Source organism: Mesorhizobium sp. A623 (assembly GCF_054489405.1).
Map to the genome: position 1 here is coordinate 144,734 of NZ_JBTMXB010000006.1, position 13,814 is coordinate 158,547.

At 62.1% G+C, this 13,814-nt stretch carries 11 protein-coding genes; 8 read left to right on the forward strand and 3 right to left on the reverse strand.

Features of this window, described 5'->3' with window-relative positions; genetic code table 11:
- Positions 1-3: 3 nt before the first annotated feature.
- The 3 genes from ACX3P1_RS08665 to ACX3P1_RS08675 are packed head-to-tail and all read right to left on the reverse strand — an operon-like array spanning position 4 to position 4,067.
- On the reverse strand, positions 4-1,056 hold the full coding sequence (locus ACX3P1_RS08665) for an ABC transporter ATP-binding protein (RefSeq protein WP_459079165.1): 1,053 nt from the start codon (positions 1,054-1,056) through the stop codon (positions 4-6).
- 46 nt (positions 1,057-1,102) lie between these two features.
- Positions 1,103-3,265: an acetate--CoA ligase family protein gene (locus ACX3P1_RS08670; RefSeq protein ID WP_459079166.1), complete on the reverse strand. Its 2,163-nt coding sequence runs from the start codon at positions 3,263-3,265 to the stop codon at positions 1,103-1,105.
- A gap of 34 nt (positions 3,266-3,299) precedes the next feature.
- Positions 3,300-4,067, reverse strand: coding sequence for an amidohydrolase family protein (locus tag ACX3P1_RS08675; RefSeq protein WP_459079167.1), 768 nt, complete (start codon positions 4,065-4,067; stop codon positions 3,300-3,302).
- A gap of 457 nt (positions 4,068-4,524) precedes the next feature.
- Between ACX3P1_RS08675 and ACX3P1_RS08680 the strand changes: the two genes are divergently transcribed.
- The 8 genes from ACX3P1_RS08680 (at position 4,525) to ACX3P1_RS08715 (ending at position 13,751) form a co-directional block, all read left to right on the forward strand.
- Positions 4,525-5,556: a LacI family DNA-binding transcriptional regulator gene (locus tag ACX3P1_RS08680; RefSeq protein WP_459079168.1), complete on the forward strand. Its 1,032-nt coding sequence runs from the start codon at positions 4,525-4,527 to the stop codon at positions 5,554-5,556.
- Between the two features lie 169 nt (positions 5,557-5,725).
- Complete coding sequence (locus ACX3P1_RS08685; RefSeq protein WP_459079242.1) at positions 5,726-6,394, forward strand: GntR family transcriptional regulator; 669 nt, start codon at positions 5,726-5,728, stop codon at positions 6,392-6,394.
- A 186-nt stretch (positions 6,395-6,580) separates the two neighbouring features.
- The gene (locus ACX3P1_RS08690; protein ID WP_459079169.1) at positions 6,581-7,372 is read left to right on the forward strand and encodes an enoyl-CoA hydratase/isomerase family protein; all 792 of its coding nucleotides are present in this window, start codon (positions 6,581-6,583) and stop codon (positions 7,370-7,372) included.
- A gap of 10 nt (positions 7,373-7,382) precedes the next feature.
- On the forward strand, positions 7,383-9,605 hold the full coding sequence (locus ACX3P1_RS08695) for an acetate--CoA ligase family protein (RefSeq protein WP_459079170.1): 2,223 nt from the start codon (positions 7,383-7,385) through the stop codon (positions 9,603-9,605).
- Between the two features lie 40 nt (positions 9,606-9,645).
- Positions 9,646-10,758, forward strand: coding sequence for an ABC transporter substrate-binding protein (locus ACX3P1_RS08700; RefSeq protein ID WP_459079171.1), 1,113 nt, complete (start codon positions 9,646-9,648; stop codon positions 10,756-10,758).
- 270 nt (positions 10,759-11,028) lie between these two features.
- Positions 11,029-12,081, forward strand: coding sequence for an ABC transporter ATP-binding protein (locus ACX3P1_RS08705; RefSeq protein WP_459079243.1), 1,053 nt, complete (start codon positions 11,029-11,031; stop codon positions 12,079-12,081).
- 6 nt (positions 12,082-12,087) lie between these two features.
- Positions 12,088-12,951, forward strand: coding sequence for an ABC transporter permease (locus tag ACX3P1_RS08710; RefSeq protein WP_459079172.1), 864 nt, complete (start codon positions 12,088-12,090; stop codon positions 12,949-12,951).
- A complete protein-coding gene (locus ACX3P1_RS08715; protein ID WP_459079173.1) occupies positions 12,951-13,751 on the forward strand; it encodes an ABC transporter permease in 801 nt (266 codons plus the stop codon). Before ACX3P1_RS08710 ends, ACX3P1_RS08715 begins: the two co-directional genes overlap by 1 nt.
- The last annotated feature ends 63 nt before the right edge of the window (positions 13,752-13,814 follow it).

The window sequence follows — 13,814 nt, forward strand, 5'->3', positions numbered from 1 at the left end:
ATATCAGCTATCTTTTGGAACAACCCACAAATTCTCTCCATTCCATGTCATGTATACTTCATTCCCGGCTCGCATCTCCCCCGCGCGGCCCCTGGAACTGACGACCATCTTTTCGCCGTTTTCGCATTTGACTTCGTAGCGCACGGCGTGGCCGAGATAGACGATGTTCTCAATTGTCCCGCGAAGGATTCCTTCGTCCTCACGGGTGGTAAAGATTATGTCCTCGGGCCTGAGCATGCCGAGGACCGGCATATCCGTGCGGGCAATCCGTGAGTTGCACGGAATCGAGCGTCCGTCTTTCATCTGGAATGTGCTGTCGGCGGTCAGCCTGCCATTGATGAAATTTGCCGCGCCGATGAACTCACCGACGAATTTTTGCCGGGGATGGCGATAGATATCTTCAGGCGTTCCCATCTGAACGACCTGCCCCTGGTTCAGGACAAGCACCCGATCGGACATCGACAGCGCTTCTTCCTGGTCATGCGTGACGATGATGGTGGTGATGCCGAGGCTTTTCTGAAGGTTGCGCAATTCGACCTGAAGCTCGTCGCGCAGGCTTCTGTCGAGCGCACCGAGCGGCTCGTCCAGGAGGAGGATCTGCGGCTCGAACACGATGGCGCGCGCCAGCGCGACGCGCTGCTGTTGCCCGCCCGACAGCTCCCTGGGCTTCCGCCCCTGCAGGCCCTCAAGATGCACGCGCGAAAGCGCCTTCATCACCAGGCTTCTGGTGACGTCATGCCTGAAGCGCCTTACCTTCAGCGGGAAGGCGATATTCTCGAAAACCGACATATGCGGGAAAAGCGCATAGCTCTGGAACACGATCCCGACATTGCGCTGCGCCGGCGGCGTCGACGTCACATTGGCGTCGCCAATGAAGATTTCGCCCGAGCTTGGCCAGGTAAGCCCGGAGATCAGCTCCAGGGTCGTGCTCTTTCCCGATCCGCTCGGCCCCAGTATCGACAGAAGCTCGCCATCCTCCACGTCAAGGTCGATCGTATCCACCGCGCGAAAGCTGCCGAAATTCTTGGAGATCTGGTTTAGCCGGATAGTGCTCACAATCAGCCTCTCTGGTGCTTTGCTGGCCTTACATCGTCGCCGGATTCTATCCGGCCGACAGCAGGGCCTGTTCTTTTCGCACGGACTTGCCCTGTTCAGCCGGCAGGCCTGGCTTTGGTCCGCGCTCGTCCCGGCTCAGGCGCATCCTCACATCCGCGATGGACAAGCCATCGGGATGAAGCACGATCGGGTTCAGCTCGATTTCCCGGATGCCGCCGTCCAGCAATTGCAAGGAAAGCCGGTGGATAAGCTGCGCCAGGGCCGAACGGTCGATGGCGGGGCTGCCGCGATAGCCGTCCAGCAGCCGTGAAACCTTGATTTCATCAAGCATCTGCATGGCTTCTGCAACCGATACCGGCGCGAGGCGCAGGACCACATCGTCGATCGCCTCGACGAGAACGCCGCCCAGCCCGAACATGACGAGCGGCCCGAACTGCGGATCGATGAAGCCGCCGACGATGGCTTCGAGGCCCGGCGCGATCATGGGCGTGACCAGAATCTGCCGCGCGGGATCGGGTGTCGGCAGGGGAATGTCCCAAAGCCTGGCAAATGCGGCGCGCGCCTCGTCCGGCGTGCGCACATGAAGGATGACGCCGCCAAGGTCGGATTTGTGCACCAGGCCGCTGGCCATCAGCTTCATCGCGACCGGCCCGCCCATCTCCTCGATGGCCGCCACGCATTCATCGGCCGAGGCGACAAGCCGGTGAGGCGGGACCGCGATCCCAGCCAGGCTCAACCGGTCGCGCGCCTGCGATTCAAGAAGCCACTCGCCCTCATCTTCAGAAAGGGCGCCGAAGTCGAAGCGCCCGAATGTGCCGGCGCCCAATGCCGCCGACTGCGACGCAAGCCTGGCCGCAGTCAGCAATCGCGCGATCAATGGAATGGAGCGGCAAACCAGCAGGCCGGACTGGTGAAGCAGATCCATCGCCGGCGTGCTGCGCCCGGCATGGACGGAATGCACGATGACGGGCTTCGTGCTCTGGCGGGCAATCTCGACGATGTGGCGGGCGGACGCCAATTCACGCTCCACCAGAGCCGGGCCGCCAAGATCCGAATAGCCTCCGAAATGGCCGGCGACGATCACGCAATCGACGGCATCGGATTGAAGGGCGATGGCCAGCGAGCGCTCGATGACCGAGGGATCGCCCTCGCTTATTCCGGCAAAATCCACCGGATTGCCAACCGCACAGCGCGGGCTCAGGACGTCGACCAGCGCCGCCTGGATGCCGGGCTCCAGTTGCGGAATCTCAAGACCCGCAAGCTCCAGCGCGTCCGACAGCAATGTGGCATGCCCGCCGCCATCGGAAAGGATCGCGATCCCCTTGCCGTCAGGGCACTTCAACAATGGCAGATGCCGCGCCATATCCCATGCTTCCTCGACCGAGTCCGCAAGGATCGCCCCGCTTTGACGCAGGGCGGCTTCCAGCACCCGGCTCGCGCCCGAAAGCGAGCGGGTATGGGACATGGCCGCCTTGCGCCCGCCATCCGTCCAGGCGGCGCGGATGACGATTACCGGCTTTACGCCGCCGCTGGCGCGCACCGCCTCGCAGAAGGCCCGTCCCTCGCCGGTCGCCCAGCCCTCAAGATAGACGATGACCACGCTGGTGTCGGGGTCGGCCAGCATGTACTCCAGCAACTCCACCGCGCGGACGTCGGCGGCGTTTCCAATGCTCACATAGGTGCTGAAGCCTCCGCCGGTATCGAGCGCCAGATTCGACAGGTCGAGCGCGACATTTCCACTTTGCGAAATCAGGCCCACAGAACCTGGCGGAACCTTCCAGCCAACCGAATTGAGCCTGGCCGAACTGCTGAAGATGCCGGCGCAATTGGGACCGATCATCCGCATGCCCGCCTCGCGGACAAACGCAACCACCTCCTGCTGCAACGCCTCGCCGCCGGGGCCGGCCTCGGCGAAGCCGGCGCTGATCATGACAATCGAGCGGATTCCTTGCCCGGCGCATTGCCGCACGACATCTAGCGTCGCCTGCGCCGGCACGGCGATGACAGCCAGATCGACGCCCTGGGGCAGGTCGGACACGGCTTCAACGGCGGCGACGCCCCGCACCAGCCCGCCACCGCGATTGACGGGGTAGGCGGGGCCCTGGAACCCGCCATCGACCAACGTCTTCCAGCGACGGCCGCCCATCTTGTCGACCGACCCGCTCGCGCCAATCATGGCGATACCCGCCGGGTGGAAAAAGCCCCTCATCGATATACCTGCCCAGATCGATATACCCGCCAAGTCATGGAAGCGCCTCGATGATGCGAAGTGCATTCTCGCCCATGATCGCGCGGCGCGCCGCATCGCTGACGGGCAAGGCCATCGCCTCATTGACCGCCCGGTCAAACGGGATCATCGAATCCGTGGCGAAAAGAAGTTGGTCACGAAGAAGATTATTCGCCATCGACAGCAGCATCCCCCAGCCGGCATCCGGCTTGGCGAGGTATTTCGGCGAAATCCCCCCGAACTCCAGATAGACATTCTTGTGCTTGCGGGCGATGGCGACGCTTTCATTGACCCACGGCCACCCGGCATGATTCATGACAATCGTCAGATCAGGAAAATCACAGGCAATATCGTCGATATAAATCGGCCGCCCGAAATCGATCTTCCGGTTGTTCGAATAGTTTATCCCCGTATGGATACATACAGGAATCCCGTATTCCATGCATTTATAGTATAGAGGATAGGCCAGCCTGTCGTTTGCCAGAAGCTGGCTGGCGAATGGCTGGATATTCAGCCCCTTGAGGCCGAGTTTCTCGACCGCGCGCTCCAGCTCGCGCACCGCAGCGACACCTTCTGAAAAATCGACTGCGGCAAAGCCGACGAACTTTTCCGGCCGGGCGGCGACAAAGCTCGCGACGTAATCATTGTCCAGCCGGTAGTCGCCGCTCATCCACTCTGCCTGCATGACGGCGCGATCGATGCCCGCCGCAGCCAGAGCCGAAACCAGCGTCTCGTCCGTATGGGATACGGAACCAAGATCGAAAATGTCGCTGTAGCGCTTCATATATCCCGGACGGTCCTTTGACCTTTTTTCCTTCGGGCGCTGAACGCGGAAGTCAATTATCATTTTGTCTCAACGAGTTATATAATTCACGGAGTGATAACGCGGTTTGATATCTGTAAAAAATAGTATATGAAGCGCTTCATTAGTCAATGGGAAATGCGTATACTTGACATATCGGCAGATGTGCGCCCGATGAGGCCGAGGCTGAACGTCCGATTGAAGCCAGGATTGAGCATTGCCCGGATAGCCGCCGGTGTGGCGCGGCGGAGCGGCGCGCGCGCTGACGGCCAAAGGCCGCCGCCGGCTCACCCCGGCACGCAGCCGCCGGCCGGAAGCCGTGGCGGCGCGCCCGTTCGGGGGGCAAATTATGTTGACTTTACGGGTGGCCGCTGGAAAGCGAGACTTGCATCCTTGCTGCAGTTGTAACCGGAATGATGGCGATCGACGGAAAGCGGAAATGAGGAAAAAAACTTTCGGCGGTCGTGCAACCTTGTCGGATGTCGCCCGATTGGCCGGCGTTTCTCTCGGCAGCGCCTCGCGGGCCCTCTCGGTGCCGCACAAGGTGAAACCGGCGACGCTGGCGCGCGTGAACCAGGCGGTGTCGCAGCTTGGCTATATAAGAAACGGCGCGGCCCAGGCGCTTGCCTCGCGGCGCACGCGAACCATCGCCGCAGTCTATCCCACGCTCAGCAATCCGATATTTGCCGATTCAATTCATTCATTGCAGCAGAAGCTGTGGGAAGCCTCCTACCAGCTTATCGTCGCCAGCCATGAATATATTCCCGGCAGGGAAGACGCCGTGCTGCAGTCCATCGTCGAGCGAGGCGTGGACGGCATCGTACTGGTAGGGTCGGCGCATTCCGACTTTGTCTATGATCTGCTGCGCAGATATCAGCTTCCCTATGTATTGTCGTGGTCGCATGACGACAGCGGATATGCCCACCAGGTCGGCTTTTCCCACTATGATGCGGCCCGCCGGATGGCGACGCTTGTGCTGGAATATGGCCACACGGACATCGCGCTTTGCTATGGCGATGATTTCGCCAATGAACGCGCGCGCGCGCGCGTCGCCGGCACGCGCGACGCCCTGAAGGGGCACGGGCTGGCGCTGAAGCCGGAATGGATCTTGCAAGAGCCTTATTCCGTCGAGGGAGGCAGGCGCGCCATCAGCAAGCTGGCGGCGCTCGACCGGCTGCCAACCGCGCTGCTGTGCAGCCTCGACTTGCAGGCCATCGGCGCAATCGACGAATGCCGGCAGCGCAATATCCGGGTTCCTGACGATCTTTCCATCGTCGGCTCGGACGACACGAGCGTAGCGGTGGCCATCGAGCCGTCGCTAACCACGATCAGCGTGCCGGCAGACGAGATCGGGAGCCGGACCGCGGATCGAATCCTGTCCCTGATAGACGGCAACATCCTGGCCCCGGCGGCAGCGCTGGAGACGAAGAATGTCATCCGCGCCAGCCTGAAACGCCGGGATCGGCGATAGCCGGACGGCTTCCGGCAAATTGGCGACGGCGTGTGCGGCGGGCCGCGCCAGATGACGCCCCTCTCGACCCCGAAGCAGCACCTCTTGCGCCGGCGACGGCCGCCCTCCGTCGAGCGCCGGCCAGCGGGCCGCGGTTGACGGGCAGATCGGTGTCAATGTATTGGCGACTATGATCAAAAGTGTTTCCATTGAAGACAATGTCAGCCTTGGTGAAAAGGCTTATGTGGAATTGGAAAGGCGCATCGTCACCGCAGAACTGGAACCCGGAACCTGGATCACCGAAGCCTCCATCGGTGAGCAGCTCGGGATAAGCCGGACGCCCATCCGCGAGGCCGTGCGCCGGCTGGCCCGCGCCAAGCTGGTGGAAATCGAGCCCCGACGCGGCCTCAAGATCACGCCGATAAATGTTTTCGACCAGCTTTCGCTTTTGCGCTTCCGCCGGCCGGTCGAGAATTTCATGACCAGGGAGGCCGCCCGCAACGCCGACGATGAAGAGCGGGCATATTTCAGCGAACTAGCCGTCGCGATGGAGCAAAGCGCTTCCGGCATGAATCTGGAACATCATTACGAGATCGACCAGGACTACAAGCGCCAGCTGGTCAAATGCGCGAAGAACGAATACGCCACCAGCGCCCTCGAGCCATTATGGGCGGCTTCGCGACGGTTCGCCTGGGTGACGAGGCGCACGCGCGATATTCCCGCTGTCGCGCATGTCACCGCCGCGACCATGCAGGCCATCGCCAGCGGCGATCTGGTTAAAACCGCCTCGGCGACCACGGCCTTCATAAACTATCTGGAAGCGCAGGCGCGCCGCAGCCTGAAAGAAGACTGGCGTTAACCCGCGCTGCCGGGCCGCAACAGCAATCCCCCCACGACTGCCCGCAGGCGGCTTTGCCGACAGCGTCCGGCCCGCCCGGCCCGCAGTCGCGCCCCGAGGCGAGGGCGGGTGGCGATATCCGCGCTTGCATCGAATTGACTGGTATACTACTGATATGTCAGGCAGACATTGTTAGCGGATGGGATCGTGCGCGACTATGAGACTTTGATCGTTGACCGCCATGACGATGTGGTGGTCATACGGATGAATCGGCCTCGCTCGCTCAATGCGTGCAATGTCGCGCTGTGGCAGGACTTGCGCCGCGTCGCCGAGGATATCGGCCAGGAGGCGGGAATTCGCGCTGCCATCATCACGGGGGAGGGCAGGGCGTTCTGCGTCGGCGCCGATCTGAAGGAAACCGCCTGGAACAGCGAAACCCCCGATCAAAGCCGCCTGCGCATAGAGGGCAACCAACAGGAGCTTGCGCGCTTGCTGGTCGGCCTGCCGGTTCCGCTGATCGCGGCGATAAACGGCTATGCGCTGGGGGGCGGGCTGGAGATCACGCTGGCCTGCGACATCCGCATTGCGGCCGAAGGCGCCAAAGTCGGCTTTCCCGAGAGCGGGGTCGGCTCTTTCATCACCGGCGGGGCGTCGCTGCTCCTGCCGCGTCTCGTCGGCCCCTCACGCGCCAAGCGAATGCTGTTCACGGCCGAGCACATCACGGCGGCGCAGGCCCTGGACATCGGCCTTGTCGACGAAGTGGTCCCGCCTGAGAAGTTGCTGGCGCGCGCGCTTGAAATCGCGGCAAGCATCGCGCGCAACGCTCCCTTGTCGGTGCGCAAGATGAAGGACGCCATCAACCGCTTCACCAGCGACGAGCTGGAAGCGGCCTTGGGGCTGGAGACGGAAACATTGCTGGCGCTCTATGACACGGCCGACCACAAGGAAGGCGACCTTTCCTTCGCCGAGCGTCGCGCCCCGCGATTTACAGGTCGCTGAGGTGGACACCATGTCATTCATCGCGCGCAGCAGGAATGAGCGGGATGCCGCCGGCGTGGACAGTTTGCGCCGCATATTCGAGCCGGACTGCATCGCGTTCATCGGCGCGAGCGAGTCGGTCGACAAGATCGGCGGCAGGCGCTGGAAGTCGCTGGTGGAGGGCGGCTTCAAGGGCAGGCTCTTCCCTGTCAACAACCGCAGCAGCCGCGTGCTGGGCCATAAGGCCTATGCGTCGGTTCTCGACGTGCCCGAGACGCCCGATCTGGCCGTCGTTTCGGTCCCTGTCGAATATACGCCGGGGGTGGTGGACGAATGCATTCGTCGCGGCGTCGGCAATGTGATGATCATCACCGGCGGCTTCGGCGAGGTCGATGAAGCCGGCAAGGAAGCGGAACGGCGCATCGCCAGTGCCCTCAACGGCAAGGCAAGCCGCCTCGTTGGACCGAACTGCGCGGCATTGTATAGCGGCCCCGCCCATGTCGACATCGGCGGATGGCCGATGAAGCCCGGTTCGATCGGGGTGATTTCCCAGAGCGGCAATGTGGCGATCGACCTCGCCTCCCATGCGCAGCAAAGGGGCGGCGGGTTCAGCCGCAGCATCACGATCGGCAATGCGGCCGATATCGGGACCGCCGATATCCTGTCCTATTATCTTGCCGATCCCCACACCAGCGCCGTGCTTTGCTATGTGGAGGGACTACGGATCGGGGAAGGAAGGCGCCTGCTGGATATCATGCGCGCCTCCCCAGTCTTCAAGCCGGCCATCTTCATCAAGCCGGGCCAGAGCGAGGCGGGCCGCCGCGCGGTTTCTTCCCATACCGGCGCACTGGCCGGCGAGGATGCGGTGTTCGACGCCGTGATGCGGCAGGCGGGAATATTGCGCGCCTCGTCGATCGAGCAGGGATGGAGCATCGCAGCGGCATTCGCCCGTTATCCGGTCGACGCGCTGTCGCGGGTCGCCGTGCTTACCGATGGCGGGGGCCACGCCACGCTGGCCAGCGACGCGCTGGGGGCGGCGGGGCTTGAAATGGCCAATCTTTCGCCTGCGTCCGACGCCGCGCTGGCGAAATTGCTGCCGCCCAGATGCCCGCGCTCGAATCCGATCGACTTCGCCGGCGAAGCCGAATCCAATCCCGGCATCATTCCGGAAGCGCTTGCGATCGCGCTTGCGGACCCGAGTGTCGATGCAGCCGTGCTGGTTGGTCATTTTGGCGGCTATCATCTGATCGGCGGCGAGGCGCTGTTGCCGCAGGAAAATGCCGCAGCCAGGAAAATGGTGCAGGTTTGCGCGCATTCGGCAAAGCCCGTCCTCTTCCACAGCGTCCATGCGGAAAGACCGCTTGAGCCGATCGAGATACTGAGCGAGACAGGGGTGGCCGCCTTTCGCAGTCCCGCCGGCCCCGCCGAAGTGCTGGGCGGGATAGCTAGCCTGGCGCGTTTGCGCGCACAGGCTGAATCCGCGCCGGCGAATTCCGCGTCGCCAACCGCCCAAGGCATTTCAGAAACCCATCTTCCCGAGGCCGGGGGCGGCGCTTCATCATGGCTGCTAGAGCCGCAAGCCCGCCAGCTGCTGCAGGCGGAGGGGCTGGACCTGCCGCCATCGCGCGTCGTCGCAAGCGCAACCGAATGTGCCGAGGCAGTCGCGGAACTTGCCGACCTGTGCGCACTCAAGGTCGTATCGGCGCAGGCTCTCCATAAATCTGAGGTGAAGGGGGTCGTGCTCAATGTCGCGGCAGCGCAGGCGCACTCGGCCTTCACCGATCTGTCTGCACGGATGACAGCGCTTGGCATCGACCATAAAATCCTCGTGACGCCCATGCTGAAGGGCGAGGCGGAGTGCTTTGTGGGCGCGTTCGTCGACCCGCATTTCGGGCCGGTCGTGGCGCTGGGGATGGGAGGCACACTTGTCGAGCTGCTGGACGACGTCGCCTTCAAGGCCGCGCCGGTCAGCCGCGCCGAAGCCTGGGAAATGATAGGGAAAACCCGCCTGGCAAAGCTCTTCCAGGGCTACAGGGGCGGGCCGTTACTTGATGGCGAAGCCTTTGTGGATGTGGTCTGCAAGGTCGGCGACATCATGTCTCGACGCGGCGACATCGCTGAAATCGACCTGAACCCAGTCTTCGTCGGGCAGGCCGGCGCGCTGGTTGCCGATGTGAGGGTGGGCGTCGCGGGCGAGGCCAGCGCGGGGCTTCCTGCAGGTCGCATCGTTGACGCTGCGGGTGCTGACATTTAAGTTGGTGTTCCGCTAGTATACCAGAAACGGGAGGAATGAGATGGAATATCAGGACAATGACCGAAAGCGGTCGCTCGAAACTCTGAGATCGACCATATCCAGGCGCACCCTGTTGAAGGGCGCGGCTTCGTCTGCCCTCTTCGCACCCGCCATCATCGGCGTCGGCAGAGCGCGCGCGGCTGGACAGGTTGTCGTCAGGACGCCGGGCGGCGCTTATGAAACGGCCATCAAGGCCGCGATCTACGAGCCGTTCACCCAAGAGACCGGCATCGAGGTGGTGACTGTTCCGGCAAATATCGCCAAGCTCTTGGCAATGTTCAAATCGGGCAATGTCGAACTGGATGTCATCGATACCGATGTCGGCCCGCTGACCAGCCTGAACCGCCTCGGAGCCTTGGTGCCAATCGACTACGACAAGTTCAAGAGGTCGGACCCGGCGGCGATCGATGCGGATGTGCGTCTGCCCTATTTCGTCGGCAACGGCTATGTCGGCATGGTGATGGCCTATCATCAGGACGAATTTTCTGAAGACAACCATCCCACCTCATGGGCCGAATTCTGGGATACGGAGAAATTTCCGGGACCACGCACGCTTCCCGACATGGCGGTAGGCCAGCCGCCGCTCGAATTTGCCCTGCTGGCGGACGGAGTTTCGCCCGACGCGCTCTATCCGCTTGATTTGGACCGGGCGTTCGCCTCACTCGACAGACTGCGCCCGTCCATCCAGAAATTCTGGGACAGCGGCGCGGTTTCCACCCAGATCATGAACACCAAGGAAGCCGTTCTCGGCGCTTTCTGGAACGCGCGCATCCAGAGCGCGATCGATGAGGGAACCCCGGTCAGCATCGTCTGGAACCAGTCGATGTTCTGGGCGCAGGGCTACTCGATATTCAACGGCGCGCCGAATGCCGAAAATGCGCTGGCGTTGATCGACTACGCCTTGCAGCCCGAGAGGCAGGCGGCGTTCCTGAGCGTCTATCCCTATGGGCCGACGGTTGCCGGCGCGCTCGACCTCATACCCGAGGATGTCCGCTCGAAACTTCCCAGCAACCCGGAAAATAAGAAGCACAGCTTCCTTCTTAATGTTAACTGGTGGGAAGATAATCGGCAGGAAATTAGCGACCGGTGGTCGCGCTGGCTCCTTGGTCGCTGACGCATGTCTTCCCCGGAGCCGGGAACGGGTTCGGGGGAGGGACGTGCGCGAAAACAGGAGGCTGAAGCCCGCAACGCGATCCTGAAGGATCGCGCCGCACTTCAGTTGCCTGCCGAACTTGCCGATCTGCGGGGCAGGGCCGATGCCGGATATGCATCCCGTCCTGCCCCATGACCGGCAGCCGACCTGCCTCATGAAAGGCGATCGGCGCTTCAAGGCTGGTGGAAGGGGAGTGTGGGTCTTTTGGGTGCTGAAGTCTGCCTGGAGAACGTGGTCAAAAAGTACGGCTCGATAACCGCGGTCGACAATATATCGATAAATATCAAAGCAGGAGAGTTTTTCACCATCCTGGGGCCAAGCGGCTCCGGGAAGACGACCACGATGATGATGGTTGCCGGTTTTGTCTATCCGAATGCCGGCACGATCAGGATCGGCGAAAAGGATGTGGCCAATCTCCCGCCCCAGAAGCGGGGGCTGGGGATGGTCTTCCAGCATTATGCGGTTTTCCCGCACCTTTCCGTGTTTGAGAATGTGGCGTTTCCGCTGCGGGTCCGGAACATGCCGAAACAGCAGATCATCCACACGGTCGGCGAGACGCTCGCGCTGGTGAAGCTGCACGATTACGCAAGCCGGATGCCGCGCGAGCTTTCCGGCGGCCAGCTTCAGCGCGTCGCTCTGGCCCGCGCGTTGGCGTTCAATCCGAATGTCCTGCTGATGGACGAGCCGCTGGGGGCGTTGGACAAGAAGCTGCGCGACCACATGCAGGCCGAGATCCGGCGCATTCACAAGACCGTGGGGGTCACGGTGATCTATGTGACGCACGACCAGAGCGAGGCGCTGACCATGTCCGACCGCATCGCCATCATGAATGAGGGCCGCATCGACCAGATCGGCAGCCCCTCCGACCTTTACGATCGGCCGACCAGCCGCTTTGTTGCGGACTTTCTCGGTGACACGAATTTCCTGACCGGGACCGTCGTCGCGATCGACGGCGATCTGGTGCAGGTGCGCACGGATGACGGCTTTACGTTCCGGGGAACCTTCGCCGGAAAGGCCGCAGATGTGGGCGTAAGGGTAGAGGCAGGCATCCGGCCGGAAAAGGTCCAGATAGCCGAAGCCGGCGATATGGATTCAAACCGCTATTCGGGACTAATAAGGGAATCGGGATATTCGGGAAATACGCTTCATTATTGCGTTGAAGGCCCCGGCGGCGCTGATTTCATCGTTACCGCGGCCAACAATATGAGTGTCGTTCGTCACAATGCAGGCGACCACGCTTCCCTGGTTTGGGAAAGCCGCGACACCCGTATATTCGCGGGGTAGGCAACCATGGCTCACGCATCCTCACCGGAACATCCGCTCGACCGCCGCAACCGCCATCGCTACATCGCCCTGCTGATCCCGGCGATCTTTGCGATGATCGTGCTGTTCGTGTGGCCCCTGCTCGCGATGGCCGGTCGCAGCTTCTATATCGACAGCATCACCTTCCACAATTATGCGCTCATACTGAGCGATCCGATATATATGGTTGTCATCGGCATCACCTTTCGAATGGCGATAATCGTCACCCTGGTTTGCGCGCTGGTGGGCTATCCGGTAGCCTATGTCCTAGCCCACGCCTCGCCACGCCTGCGCAACATACTCCTGATCGCGGTCATCCTGCCATACTTCACCAGCATCATCGTGCGCACCTATGCCTGGATGATCCTGCTGGGGCGGGAGGGTCTGATCAACAGCTATCTCGCCCGATGGGGGCTGCCACGCGCCGATCTGCTCTATAACCAGACGGGGGTTCTGGTGGGGATGATCTATGTGCTGCTTCCCCTGATGATACTGACCCTTCTGGTCGTCATGCGCGGAATAGACCAGCGCCTGATCGCGGCTGCGCTCAGCCTTGGCGCAAGCCCGTGGTATTCGTTCCGGCGCGTATATTTCCACCAGAGCCTGCCGGGCCTGGCGGGCGGCATGCTGCTTGTCTTCATTCTTTCCATCGGCTTCTACATCACGCCGGCGCTGATGGGCGGGACCGGCGACATCACGATCGCCATGCTGATACAGCGGGAGGTGGAAATCACGGTCAACTGGTCCTTCGCTTCCGCGCTTGCAGTCATCCTGCTTGCCGTGACACTGCTTACCTTCGCCCTCTACGCCCGCGCGATCCGGCTGGAACGCCTGCTGGGAGGCACGCTGTAATGGACGAGAATGGCCAGAGAGCCGGACCGGGAACCTATCTGCTTTGGGCCGCCTGCATCGTGGTGCTGCTCTATCTGGCGGCCCCGGTGATAATCATCGCGATCGTCTCGTTCGACCAGTCGCGCATCCTGAACTTTCCGCCGAAGGATATTGGAACCCTGTGGTATCGGCGCGTCCTTTCCGATCCGGGCTGGATGCATTCCTTGTGGGTAAGCATCCAGGTCGGCATCATGGCGACCGTGGGCGCCACGACGCTCGGCTTCCTGGCCGCATTCGCGCTGGTGCGTTCCACCTTCAGGCACAAGGTGGCCATCTATGGCTTTATCCTGACGCCGATGATCGTTCCTAATGTCATTGTCGCAATCGCTTTCTACATGGCGTTTGCCCGGCTGGGCGCGGCCAACAGCCTTGTCGCCATGGCACTGGGACATACCGTGCTGGCCCTTCCGCTCACCACGATCATCCTCACGGCCAGCCTGCAGGGCGTGGACGAACGCTACGAACGCGCGGCCCTGAGCCTTGGCGCCACTCCGTTTCAGATGATGCGCAAGATCACATTGCCCCTGGCAATGCCCGGCCTAATATCAGCGGCGCTGTTCGCGTTCCTGACGTCGTTCGACGAACTGCTGATCAGCCTTTTCCTCTCGGGGGTGAACACGCAAACGACGACGGTGCGCATCTGGAACAGCCTGGCGAACGAGGTCGAACCGACCATCGCCGCCATAAGCACGCTGCTAATCGGCATGACGGTCGTCATACTGGGCCTCAACGCGGTGTTTCAGCGTGGCCCGTCGCGATAAGAGATCAACAGGGCAGGCAGGCGGCTGTGGCCGACAATCGCCAGCCCCCGAAGCAAAGGTCTG

Coding starts and splice junctions, on each gene's coding strand:
- ACX3P1_RS08670 (WP_459079166.1), bottom strand. CDS start 3,265: ATGAGGGGCTTTTTCCACCCGGCGGGTATCGCCATGATTGGCGCGAGC.
- ACX3P1_RS08675 (WP_459079167.1), bottom strand. CDS start 4,067: ATGAAGCGCTACAGCGACATTTTCGATCTTGGTTCCGTATCCCATACG.
- ACX3P1_RS08680 (WP_459079168.1), top strand. CDS start 4,525: ATGAGGAAAAAAACTTTCGGCGGTCGTGCAACCTTGTCGGATGTCGCC.
- ACX3P1_RS08685 (WP_459079242.1), top strand. CDS start 5,726: ATGATCAAAAGTGTTTCCATTGAAGACAATGTCAGCCTTGGTGAAAAG.
- ACX3P1_RS08695 (WP_459079170.1), top strand. CDS start 7,383: ATGTCATTCATCGCGCGCAGCAGGAATGAGCGGGATGCCGCCGGCGTG.
- ACX3P1_RS08700 (WP_459079171.1), top strand. CDS start 9,646: ATGGAATATCAGGACAATGACCGAAAGCGGTCGCTCGAAACTCTGAGA.
- ACX3P1_RS08710 (WP_459079172.1), top strand. CDS start 12,088: ATGGCTCACGCATCCTCACCGGAACATCCGCTCGACCGCCGCAACCGC.
- ACX3P1_RS08715 (WP_459079173.1), top strand. CDS start 12,951: ATGGACGAGAATGGCCAGAGAGCCGGACCGGGAACCTATCTGCTTTGG.